Origin of the sequence: Streptomyces sp. NPDC057302 (genome assembly GCF_042667685.1) — a bacterium.
Classification (GTDB): domain Bacteria; phylum Actinomycetota; class Actinomycetes; order Streptomycetales; family Streptomycetaceae; genus Streptomyces.
On the sequence record NZ_JBHUZJ010000003.1, the window covers coordinates 133930 to 157982 of the forward strand.

Here is a 24053-nt window from a genome sequence, read left to right on the forward strand (position 1 = left end):
GGGTGGCCACAGGCCATCACCCCCTCGCGATATTTAGTTGTCCCGGACGTTCACCTCGCCGCCGAGCGCGGTGTGGGCGGCCATGGCGGCCTTGAACAGCTCTTCAGGGGTCTTGCGCACGCGCACGCGATCCCAGCGCGGAATGAAGTCCGACAGGGGCGGCATGCGCTGGTTCTTGCCGCGGTTGGCCGCAGCGATCGCGGAGGCGATGACGGCCGCCTGGATGTCCCCGCGGGCGCCGCCGAGGGGTCCGGTGATCTGCTCAAACGCGCGCCATTCGGCGAGCTCGGCCGCGCCCATGTCGGCGAGCAGGTGACGCACGGAGCGGGCGCCGAGGTGCCCGGCCAGGCGGAAGTAGAACTGCCGCTGTGGCCGGGCCCTCAGTTTCCCGCGAGCTCCTTGACGTCGTCCTCGCTCATCTTGGACAGCCGCATCGCCACGTCACAGACACGCTGCAGGGCTGTCGCGCTCTTCTCTCCCAGTCGCTTCGCCTCGGCCGCCGAGCGGAACACCTGCTTCCCGTGCTCGTCGACGATGGTGGCGGCGGCCAGCCGGGCGCGGAACCCGTCCAGGCCCTCCATGCGCACCGAGGCGCCGTCCTTGCCGATGAACTGGGCCTCGAACTTGTCGCGTTCAGTGCCAGGCATCTCGCGCACGCGCACGGTGCCGCCCCACTCGGGCACCTCGACGTCCTCGTATACGAGATCGTTGGCGCCGAGGATCTGCTCTGCGGACAGGTACGTCATCAGCTGCTCTCCTTGCCCAGCCAGTGCGGCGGGGGTTGGGCGACGAGCGGCACCATGCAAGCGGCCTGTGCGGCCCCGTCGGTGTCCTCGTCGCGGTAGAAGTGCCCCTCTGCGTTGCGCAGCAGGACGGTGTAATGAATGGCCCGCTCGCCGCCGAGCGTGAGCGGCTCGATGGTGACGTCCTCGCCCACGGGAACGGCCGTGGGGTCGACGCCGTTGGCGCGCAGCCAGTCGCAGAGCTCCGAACGGCGTTCGCTGCAGGCGACGACCGGCCACGTATCGGCGTCGTAGACGGTCTCCTCGTCCATCAGGCCCCGACGGTCATGACCGGCTTGCCCGACACCTTGAACGTGAGGCTGGCGGCGAGCTTGTCGTCGTGCGGGGCCTCGGGCTCGAAGTTCGTCAAGAGGGCCTTGAACGCCCATTCGCCGAGCGTGCCCGGCCACACGACCTTGTAGGAGCGGGGCAGCGCGTCGGCGAAATCGGAAATCAAGCCGTCGTGTTCGCGGGGGTCGTAGTTCACCTCGATCTCGACCTCGCCGCCGTCCTTCAGGCCGCCGATGAACTCCCGCCAGGCGTCCTCGCTGTCGTGCGCGGTGACGTCGTAGGTCTCCCGCTCGATGCCCGGCGGGGTGATCTCGGTGACGTTCGCGATGGGCGCGAACGCCTCGGTGGGAGTGGCGCCGTCGCCGCGCTGCAGCTGGGTGCCGAAAGCGTCCAGACCAGCCATGGCCTGTTCTCCTTACGCTTTGGTCAGCCACACGCGGAAGCTGACGTTGATGTGTCTGATCTGGGGGTCTGGGTCGCGCAGTTCCTGGTGCTGCTCGTGCGCGATCGACACGTCACGGAATCCGGCGACGGCCAGCGGCTGGCGATCGAGGGCGGCGTCGAGGGCGGCCAGGATCTGCGCGGCCTGCTTGAAGCCGCGGTACTTGGACCACACGTGCAGCACCACCAGGACGTCGAGGCCGCGCTGGTTATGGGCGTCGGCCACGTTCTCGGTGATGGAACCGAGCGACACGTAGGGGTGGGCGACATCCTCGGGGACCTCGTCGTACACCCCCGATACGAGCGCCATCAGGGGCGCGTGGCCGATGGCCTTGGCGTACACGGCCTGCTGCAGCGGCCACAGAGCGGCCGTCACGAGGGGCGTTCCTCGCGCACGACGCCCAGGGCCTGCAGCTCAGGGCTCTCGTCCATCATCTGCGGATAGGCCGTCTCCAGGCGGGCCAGATCCGAGGACCCCTCACCCTTCACCAGGTCCCAGGTCATGTAACCCACCAGCTGCTCGCGGCCCTCGTCGCCGAGCCGCATGTAGACGGGCAGGCGTATCTGAGTAGGGGTATCAGCCATGTTGTTCACCCCCCGCCCAGGCGCCGGCGGACCGCGGCCCGGTAGGTACGCGTCACCTGGCGGCGGTGCTCGTTGAACGCCGGGACGAGGTAGGGCTGATCGGCCATCGAGCTGGTGCCCTTCTCGACATACAGGGCGTACTCCAGCTGGTCGGGATCCCACACGCCGACCTCGGCCCGCCCGTACTGCTCGGTGACCCGGTGGTCCAGGGCGCCCCACAGGTTCCCGGTGCGCTGAGGCACCTTCTCCTCGGCGGCGCCTTGCACGTCCTCGGCCCACTCGTGCAGCGTCTCGGTGCGGGCCTCGCGCATCGCCTCGGGTACGCGCTCAATGGCGCGCAGGGCGCGGCCCAGGCCCTCCAGGCGGGAGCGGCGGGCCACGGTCAGGGCAGCTGCACCACGGCCACGGTGACCGAGGTGACAGCCGAGTAGGTGATGGCCGCGCGCCCGGTCACCGGGTCACGGAACGCGGAGGCCTTCAGGGCGAACATTGCAGTCCCGGATGCGGGGATGGCCTGCACTGCGTCGGCGACGGCGAGGTCACCGACGGTGCCGGGCGTGGCCAGGGTGACGGTCTTGGAGGTGGCGTCACCGTTGCGGACGATGAGGAGCAGCTTCTCGCCGACCGGGGCCTGGTCGCCGCCTCCTGCGGCGGCGGCGTAGGTGGGCTGCAGGCCGCCGATGACGACCTTCTGTGCGTTCAGGATGGCCATGATCTCTCAGCTTTCGACGGTGGGCTGGCGGGCAGTGCAGTCCGCCCGCAGGTAGGTGCCGGATACGGAGGGTTGGAAGACGGCGTTGACCTCGTAGACCACGCCGTCGCGGCGCAGCTCGTCCCCGCGCAGGACGCCGGCGGACGGCTTGAGGTAGACGACGTGGGTCAGGGAGGCCTGCGACTGGTCGGCGGCCTGCCGCTCGCGCGCCGAGGGCTGCGAGAGGCGGGCGCGGACAGTGGCCTGCAGCTGCCAGGTGGTCTCTTGGCCGCCGCCTCCGTCGTCGGCGGTGACGGCCCGCCACAGCTGTACGGACGTGTTGAGCAGGTGCCCGGTGCGGCTCACCGCGACCTCACCAGGGAGGCGCCGCCGCCGAATCGGGCCGCAAGGCGTTCGCGGAGGTAGCCGGGCAGCTCCATTTCGGTGATCAGCCCGTCGTCTCCGTAGGTGACGGAGTAGTCCCCGATCCGTTCCTGGCGTACATCCCGGGCGGCCAGGCCGGTCCCGTCGTCCTCGGCCCGGTAGGCGACCAGGGCGGCCGCGGCGATGCGGCACACCAGGTCGACGATGTCCGCGGGAACGGTCGGCAGGCCGTGCGTGTAGGTCACCTCGACCTCGGAGGGACCGTCGGCGGCCGTCCACCCCGCGGCCCGCCACAGAGTTCCCGAGCGCAGCCGCCAGTCGGTGACGGCGATCCCGTCGAGCTCGACCAGGGCGACAGCGGTGATGGGCGGGCCCGGTAGCCGCAGCCGCAGGTCGGCCTCGCCCTCCAGGGTGAGTGTCGAGGTGGTTTGGCTGATCGGGCAGCCCGCCGCGTCCCGCACGGCGGTGGAGGCGACGTCCAGGTAGACGCCGACGATGGCCGTCTCGGCCTCGTCCACGCTCAGGCCGCGGGCCTCCAGGTCGGCCACCGTCGCCAGCGTTGTCAGTGCCACGGTGGCCTCCCGTTCAGTTCGCCATCTCGATCAGGTCGGCCTTGGTGTAGTTCTCGGCGTCTTCCGCGGAGAGCTTGCCGAGGCGCACCACGTAGGCGATCCACTCCGGCTTGTCGGCGTCCTCGTCCGGCCGACCCGTGCCGGGCTGCGGCTGCTGCTCGGGGAGGTCGGGAAGCTCCTGCAGCGCGGCCTTGCTGAGCGCGTCGGCGTCCTGCGTGCTGTAGCCGTGGACGGCGGCCGCCCAGGCGACCCATTCGGACTTGGGCGCGCTCTTGGCCGGACGCGGGCTGACGCCCTGAGTCAGGGCGCTGCCGCTTCCGCCGGACTCGCCGCGCGTACTTCCGCCGGCGGCGGTGTGCGGGGATCCGTCGGCGTTCACGCGGCGGATCAGCCCCGCCTCGACGCGCTGCTCGATGCCCTCGGGCAGGGGCAGGTCCATCGCCAGGATGGCCCCGCCCTCGCCCCGTACATAGATCGTCTCGGCCATGTCAGGTGTTCCTCGGGATCTTGAAGGCGGTGATCGTGGCGTCGACCGTCGCGGCCTCGATCAGCAGGCTCCCGTCGGCCTGGACGAACCGGCCGGACTCGAACGGGCCGATGAACTGCACGCCGGTGGTCGCGGCGACCGTGACGGACAGGTCGCCCTGCCCGCTCGCGATCGCCTGCGCCCCGGTGCCCGCCTTGACCTTGATGACCTGCTGGACGCCGGTGTTCACCACGCGCAGCACGGTGAGCTCCGGGAACGCGTCCACAACGCGCATGTTGTTCGTCGGCGCCACGACCGTGGTCGTGCCCGCAGGCTGCGCCAGGTTCCCGTTCGGGACCAGGCTGGAATACGGGATGTTGGTGGTAGCCATGGATCAGCTCTCCGATCAGGCAGCGGTGGGGTTGATGAACGCGGCGGCCAGGTGGTCGGGGCGCACGACCTTCGCGCCGTACAGGGCCAGGCCCTTGACCGCGTCCGAGAACGAGCTCTCGGGGCGGTAGGCCTCGGTCTTGTTGATCTGCTCGGCGAAGGTGATGGCCGCGTTCGTGCCCGCGGTGATGACCTGGGTGTCGCCGGACGGGTTGGGCACGTTGTTCGACTCGTAGATGTCGAACCCAGCAGCGCGGCCGACGAACCCGTTGCGCAGGCCCTGGTCAGTGCCCGCCTCGTCCGCCTTGATGAACCGGGAGTCCAGCAGCAGCGAGGCGTAGAACTCGGCCGAGACGACCACGTAGCGGCCCGCCTTGGGGACGTTCGCCTTCGTCAGGCGGGTACGCAGCGGCACCAGCACCTTGTCGTAGGCGTCGGTCGGCGCCGTGTACGTGTCGATCGGCGAGCCCACCAGGTTGAGGAAGTTGCCCGCCGCGATCTGCGTGTAGAGCCCGGCCACGTACTGGTCGACGGTGTCGGCCAGCCCGTAGGCGGCCTCGCTCATCGCCTGCGGGATCAGCGCCGACTTGGCCTGGCGCTTGTCGACGTCGTCGATGGAGAACGCCCAGTACTTGGACTGGTCGACGACCAGCGTGCGCTGTCCGGTGGTCAGCTTCTCCGGGGTGATGACGGTCGTGCCCGGCACGTAGTTGCCGATCGCCGGACGGGAGACGGACGTGATGCGGACGGTGTCGCCCGCCTCGCTGATCTCGCCCTCGTAGTCGCGGTTGACCACGCGCGGGCCCGCGTAGACGAGCTCCTTGCGGGTCGCGACCAGCAGGCGCGAGCTCCAGATTTCGGGAACGAAGTTCCGCACGGTCATTGGGGGTTCCTCCTGGTTACTTGCCGCCCATGACGTCGTCGAGGCGCCCGTCGAGGCGTGCCTTTTCGATGGCGTCGGGGCTCATGGATTTGAGGTCTTGCCGAGAGAGCTGCTTCGGCCGGCCCGCCTTGCGCGCTGCGCCGCCGTCGCCAGTGCCCTGGAACCTCTTCGCCGGTGCGGCTGCCAGGTAGGGCTTGGACTTGATGAGCTCGTCGATCGCTTCGGTGACCTCGTCGCTGTCGAGGTCACCGTTCTCGTCGACCTCGAACTGGTCGAGGTCGAGGAACTTGTAGGCGTCCGCCGGATCGGCCAGGACGCCCTTGGCCGCGGCCTTCACCTCAGCGCGCACGATCCGCGCGTTGGCCTTGGACAGGGCCGCCTGCTCCACCTCCTGGCGGGCGGCGGCCTCCTCGTCCCCGGCACTCTTCTGGGCCATCTCCTGTTCGAGCTGGCGGCGCTTGTCCCGCTCGGAGCGCCATTTGCCCTTCATGGAGGCCAGGGCCCGCTTGCCCTTGTCGCCGAGCTCCTCGGCGCCCTCGGGGTCGGCCTCGGGGTCGTGGTCGGGGTCGCCCTCGCCCTCGGGATCGCCTTCGGGGTCGCCCTCGCCTTCCGGGTCCTCGTCGCCCTCGGCACCCTCGGGGTTCTCGTCGTCCTCGGCGGCGCCGAGGATCGGCCAGATCGGGTACGGGACGCTGTCGTCTTCGCCGGTGCGGGCCTTGCGCCAGCCCAGCGCGCGGGCGCCGGTCAGCGGGTGTACGGGCAGGGGTGCAGGCATGGTGAACTCCCGTTGCGGGGTGAAGGGGTGCCGCGCGTTGCGCGCGGTCAGACGATGTAGCCGTTCTTCTTCAGCAGCCGGATCGCGTGCGCCCGGTCGCCGTCGGCCAGCCGGTAAATCTCCTCAGGCATCAGCCGCGGGGAGACGGCGCGCGCACGCCCTGTGGTGGCCTCACCGAAGCGAACCCCGGCGGCCTTGGCGTACTTGGTGCGCTGGCGCCCGTACAGGCCGCGCCGGGTGGTGCCCTCGGACGTGGTCTGCACGCGCCGCCCGTAGTACGTGCCGCTGCTCATCCCGCGGCGGGCGTTGACCAGCTGCATGATGTCCGCACCATCGGCGATCGCGGCCGCGGCGTCCTTGCCGAACGCGCGCTGCTGCTGGGCCTGGGTCATCTGCGCGGCCAGGTCCTTGGGCAGGTCGGGCACCCAGCCATCCCCGGGCCGCTTGGCGGCCATCGTGCAGTCACAGCGCGGATGACGCAGGAACCCTTCGCTGAACGTGTACTCGCGTCCGGCGAGCACGATGCACCGGGCGCAGGCCGGCGCCTCCACCACGCGCACGTAGGACACCACGCGCGGGCGGGCGATCATCCCGGCCATGTCGGCGATGCGTCCCGCGTCCGCGATCAGCGTGCGGGTGACCATCTCCAGCAGCGCGGCGCCCGACAGGATCGACAGACCGAGCGCGAAGCCGCGGCGAATGCGGTTCAGGGCGACCAGCAGCGGCGACAGCAGCACCGGGGCCAGGTCGCCGGTCGCGGCCGCGCACGCCTCGGCCTGCAAGGCGCCCTCGCCGTGCCCGACTTCGCCGACCAGCCAGGGCTCAGCCGAGGCCGCGGCCGCCAGTTGCCCGCGTCCGATCAGCTCGGCAGCCAGCGGGGCCCGCGCAACCCAGGACGCTTCCAGGTTCTCCGTGTCGACGCCCTGCCAGACCGCGCGCACGGCCAGAGACGTCGCCGCCGCCAGCTGCGCGCGCTCGACCTGGTGCGTCTGCGCGGAGGGCGGCACGCTCACGGCCGCGCCCCCGCGAGATCCACGGCATCCGGCTCGTCTTCGGGCTCCTCGCCGGGCGGGCCCTGCTGCCCCAGCATCCGCGAGGCTGCGGCCACCGGGTCGAGTTCGGCCTCTCGTTCGCGCATCGCGACGACGTCGGCGACCTCGGTGGGAGTGAGCCCGTAGCGCAGAGCGAGCCACTTGAAGGGGAACCCGATGTCCTTCAGCTTGACCAACGCGTCCGCGAGCTGCGCGTGCGAGCGGGACTCGGAGTCGGCCCACAGCACCATGCCCGCGCGCATCGCCTTGGCCTTCGCGTCCTCGCCGCGGGCCAGCGCGATCAGCCGGGCGACCTCCCGCAGGCCCTGGCCCGTCCACAGCTTCTTCTCGTCGCAGCGCTTGACCAGGCCCGTCTCGGCGGCCAGCAGAGCACCCTCGGCGAGGTTGGCCATCTTCCCGATCAGGTAGTGCTGGGGGGTGCGTGTCTGGGCGGCGAGGTGGCCCACGGCGACCTCGATGATGCCCGTGTACATGGCCAGGTTGGCGGCCGCCCACTCGGCGATCCGCGCGTCTTTGCCGGTGATCCACGCGACGCGGTCGACCTGGAACTTGTCGAGGTCGACGGGCTGTTTGCCCACGATCTCCCCAGCAGTGTTCAGCTTGGGGATCATCGGCCGCTCGGCGCCCATGATCACGCGCTGTGGAAAGGACGCGTAGTCGGAGGCCGTGAACAGCTGCGCCCACAGCAGGTTGATCGCGTCCTGCATGGCGACGACACCGGCGACGTCGCTGATGGGCTCATCCACCAGCATCGGCTTGTTCGGCAGCTCCACCATGGGCACCACGCCCATCGGGTTGGGCTGCGGGTTCGGCTCGGTCACCATCTCCCGCGGCTCCCAGACGCTGCGCCGCCGCTCCTCGCCGGGCGGCACCCACAGCCGCATCGACTCGTCCACGTCCGCCATCTGCGGCGACTTGTCCTGACGGGACAGCGGGCGGGAGAACTTCCACACCTCGTGGGGCAGGTAGAGGGTGGCGAAGTCGGCGTTGCCGTCCTGCCAGCGCTTCAGCGCGGCCCTGCGGTGGCGGCGCGAGCCGGGCTCGTAGGCGACGATGCACTGCCCGGCGTCCTCGAAGGTGACCACCGGCATGTCCGGGTCGTCGGGGTCGCCCCACACGAGGACGAAGGAGCGGGCGGCCAGGACCGAGCCGAGGAATCCCAGCTGCGAGTCGGCGTCCAGGCCGTTGACCTGCCATACCTCCCACAGCTCTTTGTCCGCCTCCTCCTCGCCGGAGGCCTTGAAGCCGGTCACCGCCAGACGCTCGATGGGGCTGTCTCCCACGATCTGCACCCAGTTGTCGCTGAAGTCGCGGTAGCGCTCGCCGTGAAACTTGGCGAACTCCGCTGAGGCGAACTTCAGCGGGTGCTTGCCGCGGTAGTAGTCGTTGTGCCGGTCGATGTCCCCGCGGCGGCGGATCAACTCGTTCTCCAGCAGCCCGACCAGTTCCAGCGCTTGGGCCAAGGTCGCCATGAGACCTCCTCATCCGCCGTAGTAGTAGGACACTTCCTGCTCGGCCAGGCCCGCCGCGATGACGTCGCCGAGGGCCTCGTGCGCGAGCACGGACGCCACCGCGGCGTCGATCTTCTGGGCGGGGCTGGCCTTGCGCAGCACGTACAAGCCGCTCGGCCGCTCGGCCATGCGCGTGTTGGCCACGTGCGACTCGGTCAGCGGGCAGCCGTCGTGCGTGAAGGCGGCCGCGCGCTGCCCGCCCGCGGTGTTGCGCTTGACCACGTCCGTCTTCAGCCGTTCCGCCGCCGCGTGCATCTGCACCATGCGGCGCGTGTACCAGCGGATGACGCGCTCCTCGCCGTACTGATCGACCCACTCATCGACCTCGGTGTCCCAGTACGGCGGATCCGCGTACAGGCGCACCACGTCGTAGCGGTTCATCAGCTGGTCCATGGCCGCGCGCACCTCCGCGCGCGGGACCTGCCCGCCGTAGTCGGCCGGATTCCAGATGGTCGGCTCGTCGTTCGCCCCGTACAGCGGAGTGAACTGGTGGCCGTCCATCGTCTCGGCGCGGATCGCCGTCCAGTCGTCCATGTCCGAGCCGTCGAAGCCGAGCACGATGCGCGTGAACGGGCGCACCCTGCGCGCCTTGGCCTTGGCCGCCCACTTCTGCCCGTCCAGCCATCCCGCCGACCCGGCCACGCACCGGTTGCCGAAGAACCGTTCGGCCTGCGCCGGGTCCTTCTCCATGATCTCGGCGGCCTCGGCCTCGATCGCGTCGAGGTCGACGTGCGCCGAGCCCGCGTAGACGATGGTGTGGATCTTCCGGCGGTCCCGCTTGTTGCCATACGACAGCGTCTTGGGCGCCTGCGGGTGGTAGCGGAAGATGTCGCGCGCCCTGGACTCGCTGGTGCGCTGCGCCACCGAATCCTCGGACGGATCCCAGCCGTTCGTGGTCTCCATCGAGCGGCCGCCCATACCGGCCGCACCGCGGCGCTGGGTCTCGGCGACCCGACGCAGCTTGTTCGCCGTCGTGTACAGGCCCGTCTCGTCCTGCATCGCGAAGTTGATGGGGTTGCCCAGGCGGGACAGCGCCGAGGACGTCACGACGTCGATCCGGCCGTCCGCGCCCACACGGGTGAACTCCTCACCCACCCGCATCAGATCGCCCAGGGGGCCCTTCTTCACCATGTTCTGCAGCGGCCGGTAGACGTTGGCCACCTGGTCCTCGGACGTCGCCGTCAGCTGAATCAGCGGAGTAGGCCAGGACGTGCCCATGGGCTCGCCCGGCTCGTACTCATACCACCAGCCGCACGGGCAGCCGTGGTCCTTGCACCGGTAGCGTTCGCCGCCGCGAGCCCAGCCGTTGAACACAACGGGGCCCGCGGCTTCGGCCAGGACGATGGTCGCCGACCACGGGCCCTTGCCGGTCTTCTGCGGCGCCACCACCTGCGAGCGCCGGTAGTGGAACGCGGGCGCCAGCTGGCCGAGCGTCGCCGTCGGCTTCACGCGGTAGTGGTTGACCGTGCACCACAACTGCCACGGATAAAGCTCCATCCGCCCCCCGGCCTGAAAGCCGTCGGGGATAGGACAGTGCTCCTCAATCCAGTCTGGGACCGCCCACAGCGTGGGGAAGTCGACGACGAACCCGGTGTCAGGCGCCTTCGTCACGGGGCACAACCGTGAGCCGGTCGCGCGCGCTACGGCGGCGGGGAGCCTCCGGTGTTGGTGCGGGCGTCTCCTCGGCCTCGTCGGCCGGCGCCACCTTCCACCGGTTGCGCAGCATGCCCTGCACGGACAGACCGAGGCTGTCGAGGTAGCCGCGCACGACGCGCTGCAGGTCCGTCTTGGCGTCGGGCTGCTCGACCAAGGCCAGCGTGCGCACGAACAGCGCCACCTCGTACTCCTGGTTCAGCGCCTCCCACGCGACGGCCTGCGGCCGCGACCACAGATCCACCCACAGCTCATCCTCCCGAGGCGTCATCATCTGCAGCGGGAAGGCCGGCGCATCGCCCTCGCGCCCCTCAGCGGGCAGCGTCGTCCATCCCGCCTTGTCTGTCGGCCGGTTGCGGCGCAGCGCGTTGGGGTCGGGCGGCGGACCGGAGACAACACGAGCTCCCCCACGGGGCATAACGATCACTCCTCGTCGCTGCGTTGCGCAGCACCGATCGCCGTCACCTTGCGTGACGGTCAAGATCCTTTGAACCTGACGGACTCCCCGGAGCCCTCCCCGGCGTTCGGGGCCCCCTACTCGGAAGGGGTCACCCCCCACCCCGATCAAGCCTCTGACCTGCACGTTTGCATCACATAGGCATCATGTAGGTCTCTGACCTGCATCGATGCCTCTGTGTCACTGCATGCGGTCGTTCCATCCCCCTGGCTGATGCCTCGCTGTCTCACGTGAGTGATGAGCCTTCGTCATGGCTTGCAGGTTGGACCAGTCACGACCCCTTGGCCCCAAGGGTCCGAGGCCATCACGGTGGTTGACCTCGGTAGCTCTGGGCCTGAGCAGTACGGGCATGGCCTCGCACTCCTCGCACTGACAGTAGGGATGTGCACGCAGGTAGGCGATGGCCAGGCCTCGCCAACGCCCGTTATAGCCCTTGCTGGTGGGGCTGGGACGGGCGGCCCTGGCCTTGCCCTGGCATCGCTCGCAGCGCCCTTGCGCGGTGAGAGTGGGGCATCCAGGGGTGGGGCAGACCTGCATGGCCTTCCGTGGCATGTCTGCCTCCTGGGATCACCGCAGACGTGGTCCGGGGTGGGAGCGTCCACAGCGGCATACAGGCTCTTTGCGCCTTGCACGATCTGAGCGGTGGTGCACGCGTAGCCGGTGAAATAGGCGCGAGAGCATGCGTCTCCTCGGCATGCGAAGGCCCGGCCGCTCACGGAGAGGCCGGGCCGGTGAACGGTTGCCGGTCAGCACTCCTCGTCGATTTTCACCGTGGCGAACTCGACCTCGGTCTCTACAGGGTGCTCGCCAGCCTTGGGGGTCTGTGAGCAGACCTTCCAGTTCCGGTCAAAGGCCTGCATCCGGCCGGCGCCCGTGGCGTCGGACGATGTCAGGAGGAAGAACCCTGCGCCCTGCGCCTCGTCTTGGGCGGCCTGGAGGCCCTTACCCGTCATGTCTGGCAGGGTCGCCGTCTCCGCTTCGGCCGCTGCGGCGCCGTCGTCTTTCGTGGCGCCGTCGTCCTTTTCGGTGTCGGTGACCTGGCTCGCCTCGGGCTTAGCGGACTCAGGATCGGTGTCCTCGGCGGCGCATCCGGTGAGTGCGAGTAATCCGGCGGCGGCGAGTGCGGCGATGGTGGTGCGTGTGCGCATGGTCCCCCCTGGGATGTTGTGCGTGAGGGGCATCCTGCGGCATGTGAAGGCAGAGTGAAGGGCGAGTAGCCGTCCTGTGACACAAGTAAGCCCCGCGCTCTGGCGGGGCTTGTGCGTCTGGGCACGCTGGACGTGCCTTGAGTGTTACAGCCTGCGGTGTAATGGGTCAAGCAGCGTTAGCCGTTACCTTCGCTTGGAGTTCGTGCAGGTCGACGAGGGCGCGGCCCTGCCGGTCGTGGCCGTGGTGGGTGAGCTTGCCTCGGTGCAGCCACACACGGATGGTGCCGGGTGGGACACCGGTGGCAGCGTGGGCGGCGTAGGCGTCGACGAGGATGGGCTCCATAGAGCCATAGTCCGCCTTCCACGAGGTTGGCGAGGCCGATGACGGCGCCGACGACGTCGACACCAACGACGAGGATGATCACGGTGGCGAGCGCGACGAGCGCCCAGATGGGTGTCTGCATGCTGTTACACCACCCGCCACGCGACAGTGATCCACATGTGCGGCAGCCCCTGCGTGCGGTCCAGTGCTCCCAGGGGACAAGCGGGCGGGTGCTTGTGCGAGTCGGCATGGTTCGACTCTGGCGGGCCCCCGCACAGCTGTTGGATCTTGCTGGACAAGCCTCAGGCTATGGATAACTCCGTCACTCCAGCACGCCGAGCTCGGTGTCGGGTCGGCAGTGCGGGCACGCATCCACACCCTCGTATAGGGCTCGGCGCGCCTGGTCCTGTGTGACGCCTCGCGACCGCTTGCCCGCCATGTGGCACCCACCGACGTGGACGTACACCGGGGCGCGCCCGTCGAGGCCCTGCTCAATGAGCCAGTCGGGGGCGGGCGGCCTGGCTTGCTCGCCCCGGATCCGTTCGGCCTCGCGCCGCTCCGCATCTGTGATCCACCTGCGTGTGCGTGCGAGGTCGCGTTCCTGCACGCGCTCCAGGAAGCGCAGCGCGGCGAGCTCGTCAAGCGGAAGCGGATCGTTCACATGTTCGAGTCTAACGGGATACCGACGGGCCCCGCCGAGTAGATTGCGGCGGGGCCCGGGGGGGGTGATTCAGGCGCAGGGGAAGTGGCTGGGCGGGAACCAGCCCATGCAGTTGGTGCACAGTTCCATGTCCGGCTGCTCGTAGCGGAGTACGGCGATCCAGTAGGCGGCAGCGCGGAGTCGAGAGATCATGGCGGTTCCTGTCTCGTGTGATCGGGATGGGTGAGCCGGGGCGGCCGGGTCGCCTGGCAGCAGTCGGCCGCCCCGGGGACTAAGTGGTCTGCGAGTCGGGAGTCTTGGTCTCCTCGACAGGCGCGTGGTAGACGCACATAACCCCGTTCGGGTCGTAAGCCCCTCTCGCCCTCGCGCGCCTGCGAGCTGCATCAACGTCGGAATCGGGGGCCGCCCCTCTCGGTGGGGGAGTGGCGGACCAATCGGACATGTGCCACGCGTTGTACGCCCACGCGGGAGGCAGCGCGTAGATCAGGTACGGGGCTCGCTGGACCACAGAGCCGTAGAAGACGAGGGCGAACAGCGAGGCCGCCAGGCGCAGGACGACGACGCCCAACCAGCGGGCACCCGCCCGGAATCCGGGCGAGGCCGGGTGATGCGATTCGCCGCTGAGCCAGTGCGCGTACGCCTCGAGCAGGCGCCACGTGCCGCGTGCGAGGCGGCGGCCCGCGGCGGCCGTGCGGGCGCTCATGACAGCCCCGGAATGAAGTCGCCGAGGAACGACACGGCAGGCGCGAGGATGTACCCGGCGGCGCCCGCGACGCTGGACGCCAGGCCCAGGCTGATGCCGCACAGGACGCCGCGTAGGAAGTCCCATCGCAGGCCCCGGACGCTGGTGACGGCGGCCACGATGACGGTGGCGATGATGATGAACGCGTGTCCGCCTGGGGAGAGGGCGAGGGCCGAGCCGCGGGTGACGTTCGGTGAGGTGCCACCGACGCCGTAGACGAGGGCGAACTCTCCGACCGTGTTGGTGCCCCACAGGCTCCAGTCGGCGAGGCCGCCGATGATCCCTCCTGCGGAGAGGATCAGCAGGGTGCCGTAGGCCATGCACAGCAGGAACGGGACCAGGCGGCGCAGGGCCTTGGGGGTAAAGCGCTTCTTGTTGCTGGCCCACCAGCGGGTGAAGTCCCAGGCGAACAGGGACAGTCCGACGGTCACGCCTCCGAGGGAGACGAGGCCGTACGTAGGGATGTCGAGCGGGGTCATGCGGGGTCCTATCGGAGGACGGCCACGCCGAGCGCGGCGAAGGTGACGATCAGGGCGACGGTCCCGGTGATGCGGGGTACGTCGGTGAGCGCGACGGCGCAGAGGCCGAGGAACGCGACCAGGACGGCGACGAGGAAGAACGCCGTGAGCACTGGGCCTACTCGGTGAGCGGGAGGCCGGCGAAATAGTCGTCCCACGACCAAGGGGCCTCGTCCCACGACCAAGGGGCCGGGGCAGGCTCGTATCCGGTCGGCAGTCCGCCGGGCGGGAGCGCGGGCAGCAGCTGCTCGGCATCGGGGCCGACGCCGCTTGTGACGAGCAGGTGGCGGGCGCGGCGCTCGTCGGGCGCGGGGTGCGTCATGACGACACCGCCGCAGGCTCCACGGGCAGGGTGTCCCGGTCATACCAGTTGCGTCCGCGGCCGTCCTTGGTGTGGACCTTGATGCGTTCCGCGGCGACCCAGCCACGCACGGTGGACGGCTTGACGCCATACCAGGCGGCGACCTCGTCGGACGACAGCAGGACGGGGGGCGGGGCGGGGCGTCCGTCCGCGTCCTGCCCGTCCTCGGTGACGTCTGGGGCGTCCTGCTCGACGGGCGCGGTGCGTGCGACGAGGGGCAGCAGTCGGGCGTCGTCTGGGACGACTGCCGGGCGCTGCGGGACGCTCGGGACCGCGGGGGCCTGTGCGGCGTCCTCGGTGTCTTGGTGCGTGCCGGGCGGAGTCGCGGCGAGGTGCAAGAGGTGCCCGACCACTGCCGGGGGCACGAGCGACGTCACGGCGATCAGCCACGGCTGGGAGGCGGGGACGTGGCCGGTGCCGATGAGGTGCGAGACGACCTGTGCGGCCATGGCGAGGCTGAGCGCGAGGCAGGCGCCGATGATCGCGGACCAGAGGCCTCGGTCGCCCTTGCGGCGGGTTGAGGCTACGGCGGCGGCGATGCCCGCGTAGGCCGACAGGACTACCGGCATGCCGTAGGCGAACTCCCGTGACCAGCCTGCGGCGCGGGCGAGGTGGTACTCACCGGGGGCGCACATCAGGAGCGCGACGCCGAGGACGACGGGGCGGCCACCGGCGGTGAGGCCGCGGACCCAGAGGGGCGCCTGCGTGCGGGCGGTGGTCGTGCGGGGGTGTCTTGGGGTGGGCCGGAAGATCCGGCCAAGGGCGCGGCGGGCGCGCTGGCGCATGGCAAGATTTGCCATAGCCGTCCTCCTGGTTACGTCAGGGGTGGCGGTCAGGCCCTCGTTCGGTGCTCCAACACCGGGCGGGGGCCGTTCTGTTTGTGGTTGTACGGGTCAGCTTGCCACAAGATCAGCCCTTACATAAGGCTTTGTTGCGATTCTCGCGCCTCAACTGACCAACGTCCTGGGCGCGTTGGCGGCGTCTTGCTGCGCGCGGGCGAGGGCGAGCGCACGGGACGGTGGCCACGTCGAGCCGCACCACCGGCAGGAGACGGTGCCCTCGCCAGGACGCCGGGTCAGGACGGCACCGCATCGGGCGTCCTCGGCCAGGACGGTCGGGCAGGCGCCCATGCGGACGAGGCGCTTGGCGGGGTCGGTGGGGGCGACGATGGAGCGGACGGAGCGCTCGAGGTCGCGGATCTCCTCGGCGAAGATGCCGGCCGTTGGCCAGCTGCTCGCGATCCACTCGACGTTGAGGGAGAGGGCGCGGGCGGCGACGAGGACGCGGCGGGCGGTGTCGCCTGCGATGACGGGTTGCCCCCATCGACGGTCGTGCTGCATGGCGGTGCGCCAGTCCTCCAAGACGCTGACGATGCCACCGGGGCCGCGGAGGTTGAACGGGCCCTCGGCGAGGGGCAGGGATGCCTCGACGCGCGAGCGGGAGCCGATCGCGGGGCCGGTGGCGGCGGGCTGCAGGAACGCAGCGAGGGCCGAGTACCAGGATGGTGCGCGGTCGAGGCGGCGGGCGGTGGCCAGGGTGCAGCCGGGGCACAGGTAGCCGTGCTCCAGGTAGTGATCGCACAGGCCGCAGGTGTGGGGCATGGTCAGTGCCTCCTCTTCGGTGGCCCGTACGGCGACTGCCAGGCAGGCCGGTCCGGGCGGCGGGTGGGCTTGCCGTCGTCATCGACGAGCCCCGCATCGCGCATCGTCTGGAACGCGCGCCCGACCTCTTTCAGGAGCGGGCGGACGGCCTCCGCGTAGGCGCGCATGAACGCGGTCATGGCGTCCTGGACTTCGCGGATCCGCTCTGCGGCGGCGCGGGCCATCTCCGGCTCGTTGTAGACCACGACGTTCGTAATGCCGTGGAGCGGCTGCCATTCGCCGGCGTCGCCCAGGAGCTCGACGCGGGTGGGCTTCATCGGTTCCTCGCGATCTCGCAGCGTCCGGTTTCGGTGTGCATCTCGGAGCACTCGGGCCCGCAGCGCTGCATCAACCCGGCTGTGTGCACGGCGATGTGTTCGTATTTGGCGTCGGTGGTGTGGCCGTCCCACTGCGCGCGCGGGTCGCGTTCGCCGACGTAGGTCACGTGCTGGAAGAGTTCGACGTCCCGCGGCGCGATGTGCCAGGACGCCTGTCGACCACCGATGGTGAGGAAGACGATTAGCCATCCCGGCTCGTCCACGTCCGCCGCAGGTGCGATGACGGCGCCGTCGGTCATGGCGGCGATGAGCGCGACGAGGTGGGCGCGCTCCCGGTACGCGGCATCCCTCTCGGCCTCGGCGCGTTGGCGAGCCTGGTGCGGGGTGAGCGCTCCTGGAGCGACGCGCTGCAGCACGAACGCGAACCGCTCGGGCGACTCCCCTACCTTCACCTCCATCTCGATGGGCGTCTCGGTGTAGTTCGGGGCGTCGCCGAGCATGGCTCGCGCGGCGCCGACCCAGTGCGCGACGATCTCGCGGGCGGGCTCGATCTCCATGGCCATGCCGTTGCGGAAGTCAGCTGCGCGCAGGCCGGTCTCGTCGAGCTGCTTCTGAATCCAGCGCTCGCGGGCCTCGTCGTCGCGGCTGCCGAGCTCGGCGAGCAGCTGCTCGTGCTCCTTCTCGGCCTCCACGGCGCGCTTCTTCCATCGGTCGCCGCGACGCCAGGCCTTGGACGCGTTCTCGTACAGGGCGTCGAGGGCGTCGTCGTCGATGTTGCTGGCGGTGTAGCGCGTCATGCCGTCTGGTCCTTCCTGGTGCAGTGCTCGGTGTCGTGTTCGGCGCCGGCTGACGTCCACCAGCGTTCGCAGCAGGCGGCGGCGAGCGCCACGCGGGCAACGCCCTTGGCCGAGTCGTACTTATGGGCTCGGGCGCGTTCGGCATTGATCGTGGCGAGGCTGCGTTCACCGGCGGCCAGCAGCTCCCGGACTGTTGCGGTGACGAGCAGGGCGGCCACCGTGCCGAGGCCGGCCGCGTAGCCGGGGGCCGAGTGCTGGGCGCTGGTGGTGGCGCAGTACGTGGCGAGGGTGGCGCCGAGCAGGTAGGCCCAGCACAGGATGCGAGCGGTGCGGCTCATAGGTAGCTCCCGGTGAGGGGGATGGTGTGGATGCGGGCCTTCTTGCGGTTGGCGAGGCCTTGGCCCCAGAGGTCGGAGCCCAGCTGGTGCCTGCGGTAGCGGCGGCGGGGTGTGAGCGTGCAGTGGCAGATGTGCGTTGGGGCGTTGGCGGGGATGAAGTGCCCGCGCGTGCAGCGGCGGGTCACACGGCACCTCCGAAGAGGTCGAGCTGGTCGGCGCGCGCAGTAGTGAGCTGCGGCGTGGCCTCGGTCGGCTCCTGGTGGCCGTCGGGCGCGTCGTCGAGAGCGCTCTGTTCGGTGATCCACGCCTGCCCCTTGGGGCTGGCCTTCCAGTCGGCGAGCATGCGCTGGCCGAGGTCGGTGAGCACCAGGCCGTCTCTGTCGTCGGCGAGGAGGTCGCACCAGACGCAGGCGACGGCGTTGTTCGACACGCCGCTGACCCGGTACCGCTCCTGGTCGTACTTCAGGGTTCCGGCCTCGGCGTCGAGGAGCGGGCCGAGGTGGTACCAGGTCAACTCAGCAGGGGGCTGCTCGAACTTGAAGGTCACGGCTGGCCGCCGTTCTGCTGCGCTTCGTCGGCCATGCGGCGCAGCCTCTCCAGCGCCGCCTCGTCGTCGCTGGAGAACTCGTCGCCGCGCGACGCCATGCGGTCGGCTGCAAGGCCGAGAGCGAAGGCCAGGAACTGCCTCTCTGCTCCGCTCAGCAAGGCGACCTGCTCGGCGGGTGCGTACTGCGAGACGTCCGGCTCGGCGTCCCGGAGCGCGCGGGTCGTGGCGCACGGCCACTTCGCGGCCTCGCTGTTCTCGTCGGCGCACACTGTGCAGCCGTCGCCCCACCGCTGGTGCAGGGCGCGGGCGGCCTCGACACGGGCCCGGTATCGGTTGGCCCGGTCGCGGTGCTGCTCGCCCCACGCCTGCGTGCGCTTGGCGAGGGAGGCGAATGCACGGCCTGCGTCGAGGTGCTCGTCGCATTCGCGGTCGGCCTTCTCGGTGACTTCCTTGTCGGCGGCCAGGAGTTCGGCCTGTTCGGCGTCGGCGACCGCGATGACGGCGTCGGCCCTGTCGTGTTCGGCTTCGACGTCGACCGTGATGAACGCGGTATGGCCGACGGTGATGGTGGCCAGGGCCTTCGCGTACCGGGTCCGGCGCTCGGCTCGTGCGGTGAGGTAGGCGCCGAACTCGGCGACGGCCTGGTGGTCGCCGGGGGTGAGCTGGAAGTGAGGGTTGTTCCCGCAGGCGGGGCCGATCGGTTGCTGATCCATGAGGTCCTCCGTGGTGTGATGGGCGGAGGTCCGGGCCTGTTAAGGGCAGGCCCGGACCATTACGCGGCGGCGGGAAGGATGAGCTGGCCGAGGACGCGGCCGACGCGGTCCTGGTCGATGAGGTCGGCGACGTCGCCCGCCGTGCTCGCCCGCGGCACCTTGATGCCGAGGCGACGGCACAGGCCGATCTGCTTGCTGCTGGGCTGACTGCGGCGCCACCGGGCCTCGCGCGCGACGAACGCCCCGGGCGCCAGCACCTTCGCCTGCTGCTCCAGCCAGGCCAGCGCCTCGGGCAGTGGGCGGGCGACGTCGTCTTTCGGCGGGTGCACACCGTCGGCCTGCGTCCAGCGGCGCATCCGGTACATCCGGGTGCCGGGGTCGCGGACGAGGAACAGGAACATGACGCCGGTCAGGCGGATGAACCAGACGCCATCAGCCGTGCGCAGCCAGCGGATCGCCGATGACCCAAAGAGGTTGATCTCCTCGGCGGTCACCTGCGCGGTGAGCGCGCGGCGCTTCTCGCTGGCCATGTGCTCCTCGGCGACCTGGCGGAGGCTCTTGCCTTCCTCAGCCTCGCCGACCTCCCGCGCGGTGAGGTCGACCATGGACGCGAGCTTGTGCCGAGTCGCGGCGCCCATGACGTCGAGCAGCAGGGCGTCCCGCTTCCCGGGTGAGGGGCGTAGGCCGCGTCCGACCATCTGCACGTACAGGCCGGCGCTCTTGGTGGGGCGGGCGACCACGATGCACGAGGTGTGCGGGGCGTCGAACCCCTCTGTCAGCACCATGCAGTTGGTGAGCACCTGCACGTCGCCCTCCGTGTACCGGGCAAGGGCCGAGCGGCGCTCTTCCTTGCCCATGTCGCCCCACACCGGGGCTGCCTTGATGCCCACCGCGGTGAGTGCCGCGGCGGCGGCCTGGGCGGTCGCCACAGTCGGGGTGAAGACGACGCCAGCCCGGTCGCCCGCGTGCTCGGCGTACGCCTTGGCGATGGCGTCGATGGCACCGGAGTCCTCCAGCGCCTTGCCGAGCTGGCCGTCGACCAGATCGCCGCCCCTGGTCTTCACCTTGTTGAGGTCGAGGGTGTCGACCGTGATGCTCTTCCCGCGGACGTCGCACAGGTAGCCGTCACTGATCATGTCGAGGATGTCGAGGCGGAAGACGACGTCCTGCCAAACCTCGGCCAGGCCGCCGTCAGTGCGCGTCATCGTCGCCGTGAACCCAGCTGTGGGGACGCCGTCCCAGGCGCCGAAGTGCTTGAGCACGTCCATGTAGGTGCGGGCCGCGGCGTGGTGGCACTCGTCCACGATGATCAGGCCGATGTCCTTGATGGCCTCGCGCCGCCTGGCCACCGCGAGAGTCTGCACACTGGCCACGATCACGTCGGCGTCGGCGTGGTCGTCGCGCTGCGCCTTGACGATGCCGACCCGCAGCATCGGGTCGACCGCGAGCAACTTGGCCGCCGCCTGCTCGATCAGCTCCTCTCGGTGGGCGATCACCAGGGCGCGACGGCCACCGAGGCTGTCAAGCATCTGGTGGGCCAGGTGCGAGAAAACGACGGTCTTTCCCGCGCCAGTCGGCAAAACGACGGCCAGCCGGTTGAAGCCGGTTGCCCACCCCTGCCGGAGCGCCTCGATGGCGTCGACCTGGTACGGCCGTGGGGTGAATGTCTGTTGTGCGGTGGTGATGGTCATGGTTCACCTCGTTCGGTTGCTGGGTCTTTGCGGGGAGTGCGGGGAGTGCGGGGAGTCTTTGCGGGGACCTCTGAGCGGCCTCGCACCGGGTCTGGTCAGGGGTTTTGCGGGGATGCGGGGACTTGCGGGGACTTGAGAAATCCCTTGATGCCGGAAGCCGTCAGAACTGACCGGTGATGACGTGCGACATGTGTGATGCGCGATGCATGTGGGACCTGCGCGCTATAAGGGGGGATGGGGCAGGTCCCCGCAGGTCCCCGCCTCCCCGCGTCAGCGCAGGTGGAGCCGAGTGCGGGCGGTCCCGCAACTCCCCGCAGAGGTCCCCGCAGGGTCCCCGCAGTCCCCGCATAACGCCGGGTCATGATTCGTGCCCGCCGTTGCCGCGGTCGGCGTGGACCTCGACTCGCCACAGGTTCTGCTTCCGGTGGCTGTCGACGACCATCACGACCTTGTGGGTACCGAAGTAGCGCCCCTGGCGGGCCTTCAGCCAGATACCGAGTTGGTTCGCGCTCGGCGGCTCGTCGCCCTTGCGCGGCACGTGGGCGGGCAAGCCCGTGATGAGGGCTCCCGTAGCCAGGGGCTCGGCGCCGTAGGTCTCGTGCCACATTTCCAGGAAGAGAGCCCACTCCTGCAGCTCGTCATCCTGGTCACGGGCCTCGTTGCGGTCGGCCAGCCAGCCCTCTACGCCGAGGAAGTCGAGGAGTCCGGCCACCATGGACGCCCAGCCGCTGTAGTCGCCCTTGCGGACCCGAACGAGAGGGGCGCCGGCGGCCATCCAGGCGCGGACGAGGGTGACCAGGGCGGCGACGAGTGTGGAGGCGTTGGCGCGCAGCCACGGCCGCAAATCGCCCAGGGTGAAGTTGTCGCGCTGGTCCGGGTCGGGGCAGTCGGGATCGAGCCGGACCCAGAGGACGCGTCGGCCGTTGTCCCCGCCGGTGCGCAGTGCGTTGCCCGTTACGATCCACAGTCGGTCGTTGGGCATGGTCACCTTGGATGTGGCGCCCAGGACCCGGTCGCCCCACACCTCGGATGTCAGCAGGGCCGACAGGACGGGCGACTTGATGACGTAGCCGTTCGGCAGGTTGTCGAGGACGACGACCGGCTGCCCGGTGCCGTACAGCTGCGTCGTGATGCTCTTCCGCAACTCGGTGTCGTTCTCAGGCCAGGCCGTGTCAGCGATGCCGTAGCAGTGCCGAAAGATGTCCTTGAGCAAGCTCTTTCCGGACCCTGCGGCCGTCGCGGTGAGCACGAACATTGGAGTCGCGCCATGGAAGTAGGGGCGCAGGATCGGGGTCAGCAGCGCGCCGAGGAAGTGCGCACGGTCGCTGGCTGCGACCCAGGGGAAGTCTGCGAGGACCTGATCGAGGACGATGCTCCTGGCCTTGTCGAGACTGTCCCGCGTCACCTGGGGGGCAAGGCGGCGCAGTGGTACGCGAGGCTCCAGGAACAGACCCGTTGCCCGGTCGTAGCCGAGGGAATCGAGCAGCGTTCCGTCGGGTCGGATCACGGGCGAGGTGACGACCCCGCGCAGGACGGGCAGCGGCCAGGTCTTACGGCCGAGGATCGTCGAGCAGCTCTTGGGCATGAGCAGCTCACGTTCTTCCTGCAGCTGTTCGGTCAGCGGGTTTCGCTTCACGATGAAGCTGGAGACGTGGTCGGCGAGGTACGCCCGGAGGTTGTCGCTACCGAGCTGCTGGACGATCGGATCGTCATTGTCGTCCCGGTAGACCCAGCAGGGACCGCCGGACCGGGTGTACAGGTCGGGAAGGCGGCCGTCCTTCATGAGCTGGAGAACGCCGTCGATGCCGTCGGCCTCGTTGGTGATGTCCAGCTCGGGGCGGGAGGGGACGGAGCGCAGTTGCGGGCCACCCTCGAACCCCTCTTGGGCGTCCGGTGCGTGGTCGAGCGCGGATGAGCCGTCGGCGAAGTGCTGCGCGGGTACGGAGGACAGGCGCCGGCGGGTTGGCTCGGCGCCGTAGCCCTCGCGGCGGAGGGCTGCGGCGGCGGCCTTGAAGTTGCTGTTGTGCTCGAGGAGCGCGTAGGCGCCGAACTTGGTGTAGGGCACCTCGGAGGTGAACTCTGTGGACGTAGTGAACACGAACAGCCGGTCCCGGTCGGGCGCGTGGCCGGTGGTCGCGGAGACGCCCCGGTCCTTGGACGGGCGACGCCAGTAGCGCGTGTTACCGCGCTGCGTGATGAACGTCCATCCCGCCGGGCCGAGGATGTCCGCCCAGTCCGTGCGTGCCTCGTAGTCCTCGCCTGGGCGCAATCCGCCGTCCGGCAGGGGCTGCTGCTCCCGGGGCGCGCTCTTGGGCGTCTCGACCTTGGGCAGGGAGTCGAGCATGCGGCAGACGTCACGAATCGCGTCCATGGTGTCGCCGCCGAGGACGGGGATCGTTGCGGGCGATCCGGCACTGCGGATGTAGGGGCGCCCGGACGCGTGCACGGTGCCGCTGGAGGGTTCGACCAGTCCGTACCCGCCCTCACCGCGCGTCTCGATGAGCACCCGCACGACCTTCGCGCCAGGCCTCTCGGCGACGCGCTGCCGCTCCTCGGGGGTGTACTCGTCCTCGGTGGCCGGGCGTGAGGCCAGCTTGCGATTCGGCGGCACCGGGATGCCGTCGAGCCGGACGCGGAAGTGGAGGCCGCCGCTGGGCGACTCGGTGACCCAGCCGTTCCGGATCGCCGCCCAGGGCTCGCCGAGGCCGGAGGCGTCCATGATCTCGGTGACCTCGTCGAGCAGGCCCTCACGGATGGCGAGGCCCTCGAACTCCAGCATCTCGACGCAGCCGCTGACCGCGCCGTAGACAACAGCGATGCCTGCGTGGCGGGCCCCGCCGAACCACGCATCGTGCTCGGCGGGGGTGCTGGCGGTGACCTTGTACGGGGTCCACTTCAGGGCGGGGGCCTTGGTCCCGTCGGGCTTGATGGGCAGGACGCACAGGCCAGCGTCGTGCAACTCGCGGGCGGCGGCCCGGAGATCGGTGGTCTGTGTGTCGGTCAACGCGTGCTCCCGTGATACCTGGCCAGGTGCTGGGCCTTGACGCCGTCGATGAAGGCCTTCACGCCGCCCGAGCCGATTTGCCGCCCCTTCACGCCACCGGGGAGGGGGTCGGTGCTGTGGACCGGTCCCTCCAGGCGGCGCGGACAACTGGGCCGCAAGCACTCGTACTTGGCGCGCACACCCTCCATGTCGACGAACAGCACGCCGTCGAACAGGACGGACGGGGTGTCGCGGGCACGCGGAGCGGCGACGCGCCCGGTGCTCGGGCTGTTGCCGGTGGTCTGCGCCACGGTGGTGCCCTCTCTGGTTGAACGGGGTGGTGGGGGTGGCCGAGCCCGCCGGGGGGAAGTAGCGGGCTCG

Annotated in this window: 37 protein-coding genes; all 37 read right to left on the bottom strand. The window is 70.1% G+C overall.

The genetic code is table 11. The features are described 5' to 3' along the window. Nucleotides 1-33 precede the first annotated feature (33 nt). A complete protein-coding gene (locus ACFUPX_RS03640) occupies nt 34-321 on the bottom strand; it encodes a DUF4035 domain-containing protein (protein WP_383315248.1) in 288 nt (95 codons plus the stop codon). A 59-nt stretch (nt 322-380) separates the two neighbouring features. Further along, nucleotides 381-746 (bottom strand): hypothetical protein, encoded by a 366-nt coding sequence (locus ACFUPX_RS03645; RefSeq protein ID WP_383315251.1) that lies wholly within the window; start codon nt 744-746, stop codon nt 381-383. Beyond that, a complete protein-coding gene (locus ACFUPX_RS03650; RefSeq protein ID WP_383315254.1) occupies nt 746-1054 on the bottom strand; it encodes a hypothetical protein in 309 nt (102 codons plus the stop codon). The genes ACFUPX_RS03645 and ACFUPX_RS03650 overlap by 1 nt, the downstream gene beginning before the upstream one ends. Continuing rightward, complete coding sequence (locus ACFUPX_RS03655) at nt 1054-1476, bottom strand: phage tail tube protein (RefSeq protein WP_383315257.1); 423 nt, start codon at nt 1474-1476, stop codon at nt 1054-1056. The genes ACFUPX_RS03650 and ACFUPX_RS03655 overlap by 1 nt, the downstream gene beginning before the upstream one ends. Nucleotides 1477-1488: 12 nt before the next feature. Then, nucleotides 1489-1890 carry a DUF3168 domain-containing protein gene (locus tag ACFUPX_RS03660; RefSeq protein ID WP_383315262.1) on the bottom strand — a complete coding sequence of 134 codons (402 nt, stop codon included), beginning with the start codon at nt 1888-1890 and terminating at the stop codon, nt 1489-1491. Continuing rightward, on the bottom strand, nt 1887-2099 hold the full coding sequence (locus tag ACFUPX_RS03665; RefSeq protein ID WP_383315266.1) for a hypothetical protein: 213 nt from the start codon (nt 2097-2099) through the stop codon (nt 1887-1889). The genes ACFUPX_RS03660 and ACFUPX_RS03665 overlap by 4 nt, the downstream gene beginning before the upstream one ends. A gap of 5 nt (nt 2100-2104) precedes the next feature. Beyond that, entirely contained in the window at nt 2105-2479 is a 375-nt protein-coding gene (locus tag ACFUPX_RS03670) for an HK97-gp10 family putative phage morphogenesis protein (RefSeq protein ID WP_383315270.1), read from the bottom strand. Nucleotides 2480-2481: 2 nt separating this feature from the next. Next, complete coding sequence (locus tag ACFUPX_RS03675) at nt 2482-2811, bottom strand: hypothetical protein (RefSeq protein WP_383315273.1); 330 nt, start codon at nt 2809-2811, stop codon at nt 2482-2484. A gap of 6 nt (nt 2812-2817) precedes the next feature. Beyond that, nucleotides 2818-3156: a phage head closure protein gene (locus ACFUPX_RS03680; protein WP_383315276.1), complete on the bottom strand. Its 339-nt coding sequence runs from the start codon at nt 3154-3156 to the stop codon at nt 2818-2820. After that, complete coding sequence (locus tag ACFUPX_RS03685; RefSeq protein ID WP_383315279.1) at nt 3153-3746, bottom strand: hypothetical protein; 594 nt, start codon at nt 3744-3746, stop codon at nt 3153-3155. Before ACFUPX_RS03685 ends, ACFUPX_RS03680 begins: the two co-directional genes overlap by 4 nt. Nucleotides 3747-3759: 13 nt before the next feature. Next, nucleotides 3760-4233, bottom strand: coding sequence for a hypothetical protein (locus ACFUPX_RS03690; RefSeq protein ID WP_383315282.1), 474 nt, complete (start codon nt 4231-4233; stop codon nt 3760-3762). Between the two features lies 1 nt (nt 4234). Beyond that, nucleotides 4235-4603 carry a hypothetical protein gene (locus ACFUPX_RS03695; protein ID WP_383315285.1) on the bottom strand — a complete coding sequence of 123 codons (369 nt, stop codon included), beginning with the start codon at nt 4601-4603 and terminating at the stop codon, nt 4235-4237. A gap of 15 nt (nt 4604-4618) precedes the next feature. Then, nucleotides 4619-5485, bottom strand: coding sequence for a P22 coat protein - protein 5 domain protein (locus ACFUPX_RS03700; protein ID WP_383315288.1), 867 nt, complete (start codon nt 5483-5485; stop codon nt 4619-4621). Between the two features lie 16 nt (nt 5486-5501). Then, nucleotides 5502-6260 carry a hypothetical protein gene (locus ACFUPX_RS03705; protein WP_383315291.1) on the bottom strand — a complete coding sequence of 253 codons (759 nt, stop codon included), beginning with the start codon at nt 6258-6260 and terminating at the stop codon, nt 5502-5504. A 47-nt stretch (nt 6261-6307) separates the two neighbouring features. Continuing rightward, on the bottom strand, nt 6308-7273 hold the full coding sequence (locus ACFUPX_RS03710) for a hypothetical protein (RefSeq protein WP_383315294.1): 966 nt from the start codon (nt 7271-7273) through the stop codon (nt 6308-6310). Further along, nucleotides 7270-8784, bottom strand: coding sequence for a phage portal protein (locus ACFUPX_RS03715; RefSeq protein ID WP_383315298.1), 1515 nt, complete (start codon nt 8782-8784; stop codon nt 7270-7272). The genes ACFUPX_RS03710 and ACFUPX_RS03715 overlap by 4 nt, the downstream gene beginning before the upstream one ends. Nucleotides 8785-8793: 9 nt before the next feature. Beyond that, nucleotides 8794-10434, bottom strand: coding sequence for a hypothetical protein (locus ACFUPX_RS03720; RefSeq protein ID WP_383315301.1), 1641 nt, complete (start codon nt 10432-10434; stop codon nt 8794-8796). Further along, complete coding sequence (locus tag ACFUPX_RS03725) at nt 10418-10894, bottom strand: hypothetical protein (RefSeq protein ID WP_383315304.1); 477 nt, start codon at nt 10892-10894, stop codon at nt 10418-10420. Before ACFUPX_RS03725 ends, ACFUPX_RS03720 begins: the two co-directional genes overlap by 17 nt. Nucleotides 10895-11679: 785 nt before the next feature. Continuing rightward, nucleotides 11680-12081 carry a PASTA domain-containing protein gene (locus ACFUPX_RS03730; RefSeq protein ID WP_383315307.1) on the bottom strand — a complete coding sequence of 134 codons (402 nt, stop codon included), beginning with the start codon at nt 12079-12081 and terminating at the stop codon, nt 11680-11682. A 166-nt stretch (nt 12082-12247) separates the two neighbouring features. Further along, the gene (locus tag ACFUPX_RS03735; protein WP_383315310.1) at nt 12248-12424 is read right to left on the bottom strand and encodes a hypothetical protein; all 177 of its coding nucleotides are present in this window, start codon (nt 12422-12424) and stop codon (nt 12248-12250) included. A 301-nt stretch (nt 12425-12725) separates the two neighbouring features. Then, nucleotides 12726-13064 carry a DUF6233 domain-containing protein gene (locus ACFUPX_RS03740; RefSeq protein WP_383315314.1) on the bottom strand — a complete coding sequence of 113 codons (339 nt, stop codon included), beginning with the start codon at nt 13062-13064 and terminating at the stop codon, nt 12726-12728. A gap of 69 nt (nt 13065-13133) precedes the next feature. Further along, nucleotides 13134-13256: a hypothetical protein gene (locus tag ACFUPX_RS03745; protein ID WP_383315317.1), complete on the bottom strand. Its 123-nt coding sequence runs from the start codon at nt 13254-13256 to the stop codon at nt 13134-13136. Nucleotides 13257-13335: 79 nt separating this feature from the next. Next, complete coding sequence (locus tag ACFUPX_RS03750) at nt 13336-13767, bottom strand: hypothetical protein (protein ID WP_383315320.1); 432 nt, start codon at nt 13765-13767, stop codon at nt 13336-13338. Further along, nucleotides 13764-14285, bottom strand: coding sequence for a hypothetical protein (locus tag ACFUPX_RS03755; RefSeq protein ID WP_383315323.1), 522 nt, complete (start codon nt 14283-14285; stop codon nt 13764-13766). Before ACFUPX_RS03755 ends, ACFUPX_RS03750 begins: the two co-directional genes overlap by 4 nt. Before the next feature lie 8 nt (nt 14286-14293). After that, entirely contained in the window at nt 14294-14437 is a 144-nt protein-coding gene (locus ACFUPX_RS03760; protein ID WP_383315327.1) for a hypothetical protein, read from the bottom strand. A gap of 5 nt (nt 14438-14442) precedes the next feature. Further along, on the bottom strand, nt 14443-14646 hold the full coding sequence (locus tag ACFUPX_RS03765; RefSeq protein ID WP_383315331.1) for a hypothetical protein: 204 nt from the start codon (nt 14644-14646) through the stop codon (nt 14443-14445). Next, the gene (locus ACFUPX_RS03770; protein WP_383315335.1) at nt 14643-15485 is read right to left on the bottom strand and encodes a helix-turn-helix domain-containing protein; all 843 of its coding nucleotides are present in this window, start codon (nt 15483-15485) and stop codon (nt 14643-14645) included. The genes ACFUPX_RS03765 and ACFUPX_RS03770 overlap by 4 nt, the downstream gene beginning before the upstream one ends. 147 nt (nt 15486-15632) lie before the next feature. Next, nucleotides 15633-16286, bottom strand: coding sequence for a hypothetical protein (locus ACFUPX_RS03775; protein WP_383315338.1), 654 nt, complete (start codon nt 16284-16286; stop codon nt 15633-15635). 2 nt (nt 16287-16288) lie between these two features. Next, nucleotides 16289-16603, bottom strand: a complete 315-nt coding sequence (locus ACFUPX_RS03780) for a hypothetical protein (protein ID WP_383315343.1) — start codon at nt 16601-16603, stop codon at nt 16289-16291. Continuing rightward, a complete protein-coding gene (locus tag ACFUPX_RS03785) occupies nt 16600-17400 on the bottom strand; it encodes a hypothetical protein (RefSeq protein ID WP_383315346.1) in 801 nt (266 codons plus the stop codon). Before ACFUPX_RS03785 ends, ACFUPX_RS03780 begins: the two co-directional genes overlap by 4 nt. Then, entirely contained in the window at nt 17397-17738 is a 342-nt protein-coding gene (locus ACFUPX_RS03790; protein WP_383315349.1) for a hypothetical protein, read from the bottom strand. Before ACFUPX_RS03790 ends, ACFUPX_RS03785 begins: the two co-directional genes overlap by 4 nt. Continuing rightward, on the bottom strand, nt 17735-17923 hold the full coding sequence (locus ACFUPX_RS03795) for a hypothetical protein (RefSeq protein ID WP_383315352.1): 189 nt from the start codon (nt 17921-17923) through the stop codon (nt 17735-17737). The genes ACFUPX_RS03790 and ACFUPX_RS03795 overlap by 4 nt, the downstream gene beginning before the upstream one ends. Next, complete coding sequence (locus tag ACFUPX_RS03800; protein ID WP_383315355.1) at nt 17920-18285, bottom strand: hypothetical protein; 366 nt, start codon at nt 18283-18285, stop codon at nt 17920-17922. The genes ACFUPX_RS03795 and ACFUPX_RS03800 overlap by 4 nt, the downstream gene beginning before the upstream one ends. Beyond that, nucleotides 18282-18998 carry a hypothetical protein gene (locus ACFUPX_RS03805; RefSeq protein WP_383315358.1) on the bottom strand — a complete coding sequence of 239 codons (717 nt, stop codon included), beginning with the start codon at nt 18996-18998 and terminating at the stop codon, nt 18282-18284. Before ACFUPX_RS03805 ends, ACFUPX_RS03800 begins: the two co-directional genes overlap by 4 nt. 59 nt (nt 18999-19057) lie before the next feature. Further along, entirely contained in the window at nt 19058-20689 is a 1632-nt protein-coding gene (locus ACFUPX_RS03810; protein WP_383315361.1) for a DEAD/DEAH box helicase, read from the bottom strand. 358 nt (nt 20690-21047) lie between these two features. Further along, nucleotides 21048-23693, bottom strand: a complete 2646-nt coding sequence (locus ACFUPX_RS03815) for a bifunctional DNA primase/polymerase (RefSeq protein WP_383315364.1) — start codon at nt 23691-23693, stop codon at nt 21048-21050. Then, the gene (locus ACFUPX_RS03820) at nt 23690-23983 is read right to left on the bottom strand and encodes a hypothetical protein (protein ID WP_383315367.1); all 294 of its coding nucleotides are present in this window, start codon (nt 23981-23983) and stop codon (nt 23690-23692) included. Before ACFUPX_RS03820 ends, ACFUPX_RS03815 begins: the two co-directional genes overlap by 4 nt. Nucleotides 23984-24053 lie beyond the last annotated feature (70 nt).